Annotated in this window: 6 protein-coding genes and 1 pseudogene; all 7 read right to left on the bottom strand. The window is 28.0% G+C overall.

Translation table 11 applies throughout. From position 1 onward, the window contains the following. Positions 1-221: AAA family ATPase (locus tag ACRC28_RS17435; protein ID WP_438544724.1), on the bottom strand; the 221-nt coding region annotated here is incomplete at its 3' end. A gap of 59 nt (positions 222-280) precedes the next feature. Next, entirely contained in the window at positions 281-751 is a 471-nt protein-coding gene (locus ACRC28_RS17430) for a hypothetical protein (protein WP_438544723.1), read from the bottom strand. A 127-nt stretch (positions 752-878) separates the two neighbouring features. After that, positions 879-1,325 (bottom strand): hypothetical protein, encoded by a 447-nt coding sequence (locus ACRC28_RS17425; RefSeq protein WP_438544722.1) that lies wholly within the window; start codon positions 1,323-1,325, stop codon positions 879-881. Continuing rightward, the gene (locus tag ACRC28_RS17420) at positions 1,318-1,530 is read right to left on the bottom strand and encodes a hypothetical protein (protein ID WP_438544721.1); all 213 of its coding nucleotides are present in this window, start codon (positions 1,528-1,530) and stop codon (positions 1,318-1,320) included. The genes ACRC28_RS17425 and ACRC28_RS17420 overlap by 8 nt, the downstream gene beginning before the upstream one ends. After that, a complete protein-coding gene (locus ACRC28_RS17415) occupies positions 1,511-1,747 on the bottom strand; it encodes a hypothetical protein (protein ID WP_438544720.1) in 237 nt (78 codons plus the stop codon). The genes ACRC28_RS17420 and ACRC28_RS17415 overlap by 20 nt, the downstream gene beginning before the upstream one ends. 192 nt (positions 1,748-1,939) lie before the next feature. Continuing rightward, positions 1,940-2,398 (bottom strand): hypothetical protein, encoded by a 459-nt coding sequence (locus tag ACRC28_RS17410; RefSeq protein WP_438544719.1) that lies wholly within the window; start codon positions 2,396-2,398, stop codon positions 1,940-1,942. Positions 2,399-2,599: 201 nt separating this feature from the next. Further along, positions 2,600-3,580 (bottom strand): annotated as a pseudogene (locus ACRC28_RS17405) (anaerobic carbon-monoxide dehydrogenase catalytic subunit); the annotation flags it as partial.

Below are 3,580 nucleotides of genomic sequence, written 5' to 3'. Positions count from 1 at the left end.
AACTCTTTGCTATCTAAATTCTTTGTATAATACGCACTTAACATATTTACTATAGAAGTTTTCCCAAATCTTCTTGGTTTTGTAACACAAATATATTTATCTGCTGTATTTATTTTTTCATTAAGTAACTCTATTATATTAGATTTATCAACAAACAACTTGCTATTCTTTAATTCACTAAAATTAACCTGTGTATCCTTTAGATTTAAATAATTTGCCATTACTCCACCTCCATTCATATACTTAAATTATATCCTAAGCATATTATTCTATGCAAATTTTAAACAATATCTTTTTTTCTTATTTTAAACTCTCTTTTTATAAAGAAATCAGTATAAATAAGCCTATCTAATTTATCTTTTTCTTTAACCTTAAACTCTAAAGTTGTATTGTATTTATCACCTTTTAAGAGCGTTTTAACACCTTTAACTGTCGAATATGGTTTCTCATCATAAGTGTCAATCTTTATAATTCCATTCTTTCCTACAAAGTAAAAATCAACTGGGTTATATTCAAATGGAACTCTTCCTATATTCTCCATCTCTAAATAAAAATTATATTTACTGTTTTCTCTATCAAATATAACCTTACTTATTCTAATCCTTGTAGTCTTTATCTTTGTCCATTCTGACACCATTGTAAACGGCTTTGCATTCTTTTTATTAGTTGCTTCCCTTAATGTTTTAATATTACTTCTAATAAGTAAAAATAATATTAAAGCAATAAGTCCTACTGTTACCACTATCTCCATTTTCATGTCCTCTTTAGTTTTCTATATTGCTCCTCTCTATTATATCTCTAATCTTATATATAAATCAAAAGCTAGGATATTACTATCCTAACTTAAGTTAAAACTTATTTTGAGTATTTATAATTAATTACTGAAAATCATTTAATACCTTCGTTGCCAAAACCTGAATGGATAAAAGTGTGGTATATTCAACTTTAACTACACCAGCAGTATTTGGATACCTATTATTTATGTATATCCCTTTTATGTTAGATATAACTTCAACTATTATATCTAAATAATCTTTATCAAGACTCCCTTTACATAAATTGTATAAATTGAGAATATCGTGACTTTTTAAAACTGAATTTACTCCTATTGAAGTTACAATTCCAAGCTTAACAAAACTCTCCTTCTTTAGCACATCAACATTATAAATCTCACATATATTATACTTTAAGAATTTTTCAATCAACTCAAATCCTATATGTGAACATATTCTATTAATATCTTGATTATTTAAGTCACTCGTGCTATTTAATATAGATAGATAAGATCTTGCATCACGTACAATATACTCTCTATAGCTATTCATTAGATTCACCTCTACGTATAAATATAGGATTTATTGTTTCATCTATTTTCTTTATATCTTCCTCTATTGGCAGCACAAATACTATATCTTCTTTATTAAGATATATAAGCATATCTCTTCCCCAAAGTTCTCCTTCATGTTCTTCTATATAACACTCAACTTGAAATTTTTCTAAAATATACTTTCTAATTTGTTCTGCTTTCATTAAGAAAACCTCCTACCTTAACCATTATATTATCGGCTAAGATTATCTTTTTATCTATATCCATTTCACTAACTAACTCATCATACTCTTCTATTAATTCCTCACAAGGTATATTATATTTATTATAAAAACTAATTTTAGATTTAACCTTTTCTAATATTAAAGGTAATGAATATCTAATAAATGCTTCTTTTTTTACATTATTATATTTAATCATATATTACTCAACTCCTATCTAGTTGTACTGTTCTATATTACTAAATTATATCCTAGACCAGTTATTCTATGCAAATTTTAAATATCCTTTTTATCCCTTCTTTAATTTTCCATATCACTCCATTCTATTATATTTCTAATCTTGTATACAAATCAAAAGCTAGGATATTACCATCCTAACTTAATTCAAAACTTATTTTAATGATTCTATTATTATATTTACTTCCCCTTTTAACTCTTCGTATTTACTAAGCTTTTCTTTATCAATTTCTTCTAAATTAATTCCAATATCAGTAGGTGTTCCTATTAAATATTTTACACCTTTAATCTCTTTTTCAACTACATCTTCCATTTGGTTTTTAAGCTCTTCTTTTGTAGTTATCATCAACAAAGTTCCAGTAGTTTTAGTATCATCTTTATCGACATACTTTACTGTTATCCCACCTTCTACTTCCTCTATTATGCAGTATTCTGTCCATCCCTTAGGAACTTCAAACCCTATTCCTAACTTTTCACTTGTATACCTTACACCTTTTTCTACTGTCACTTCTTCTTTTATAGGTTCCTTAGAATTCTCCTTTGTACACCCCATTGTTATTCCAGTTGCTAAAATACAGATTCCAATTATTGATATTGCCTTTAATTTTTTCATATTCAACTCCAAAAACATTTATCACTGTTATAGCTTACTCTTTTATTCTGATATCTTTCCCATTATATTCTTCATAGGGACTTTTAAATCTAATTTGTCAAATAAATGTAAAAATCAATATAACATAAATAATATTTAGTTATATTGATTACTTTATTTTAAAGAACCTACACAAACTTATTTTGTGTAGGTTCTATTATCTTAAAGACCTAAGCCTTTTCTTCTATCTTCAATTATTTCTGTTAATGTTTTTGCAGTATTTTCTACATCTCCATCAATTATTAATTGACCACCTGTAATTTCTTTTAAGCCTTCACTAAATAGGTTTAATGCTACTTCACTTCCACCTACAAATGGAGGTAATGCTAAGTGAAGTGGTAATCCAAGTGTTAATCCAAATACTCCATCAGCTAATGCTTGCTCTTCAAGCCATTGTGGTGCTGATAATACTAGTGGTAATTGTGGAATATCTATATTTAAGTATTCAGCAAGTTCTGCTGCTATCATTTCAAGTCTTCCTATTGCTAAACATGGACCAAAGTTTAATACTGGTGGTATATTTAAAGCTTCACATACAGCTCTTAAATTATCTCCAGCTTTTTCTGCTGCCTTTGGTGACATTAATCCTACGTTTTCAAGTCCTCCTGATGAACATCCTGCTGAAAGAACTAATATATCATTTTTGATTAATTGTTCAGTAAGCTCTACTGTAAATACATCATGTCCTTTTGCTGTAAGATTTGAACATCCAACAACTCCTGCAATACCTTTTATTTTTCCTTCTGCTATTAAGTCAACTAAAGCTTTCCAGTTTCCACCTAAGAACTCTTTTAAGTTGTGCTCACTTAATCCAGTTAGAACATCATCGTGTCCATGGTCTTTAGGAATATTTAAAACTATATCTTTTCTTCTAGCTTTATAGCTGTTAACTGCTTCTTCCATAACTTTATTAGTTATAGCTTCTCTTTCTTCGTAAGTATAAACTACTGATTCTGCACCTTTTTTCTTAGCTACATTATCTAAACAAATCATTTTTATGTTTAATTTTTCAGCAATTGGCTCTATTCCTGGTAATGTACAGTTGAATTCTGAAGTTATTAAATCAATTCCTCCAGTTGCTAAAACTGCTTCACTTGTATAGTTGTTTCCAGCATGACCTACGAATACTTCGTTGTAATGCTC

This window comes from Clostridium sp. (assembly GCF_051650885.1).
Lineage (GTDB): Bacteria > Bacillota > Clostridia > Clostridiales > Clostridiaceae > Clostridium.
Note: the sequence above shows the minus strand (reverse complement) of the source record. Positions and strands in the feature narration are given on the sequence as shown.

Excerpts from the sequence above, each read along its gene's own strand:
- ACRC28_RS17430 (WP_438544723.1), bottom strand. The coding sequence starts at position 751 with ATGGAGATAGTGGTAACAGTAGGACTTATTGCTTTAATATTATTTTTA.
- ACRC28_RS17425 (WP_438544722.1), bottom strand. The coding sequence starts at position 1,325 with ATGAATAGCTATAGAGAGTATATTGTACGTGATGCAAGATCTTATCTA.
- ACRC28_RS17420 (WP_438544721.1), bottom strand. The coding sequence starts at position 1,530 with ATGAAAGCAGAACAAATTAGAAAGTATATTTTAGAAAAATTTCAAGTT.
- ACRC28_RS17415 (WP_438544720.1), bottom strand. The coding sequence starts at position 1,747 with ATGATTAAATATAATAATGTAAAAAAAGAAGCATTTATTAGATATTCA.
- ACRC28_RS17410 (WP_438544719.1), bottom strand. The coding sequence starts at position 2,398 with ATGAAAAAATTAAAGGCAATATCAATAATTGGAATCTGTATTTTAGCA.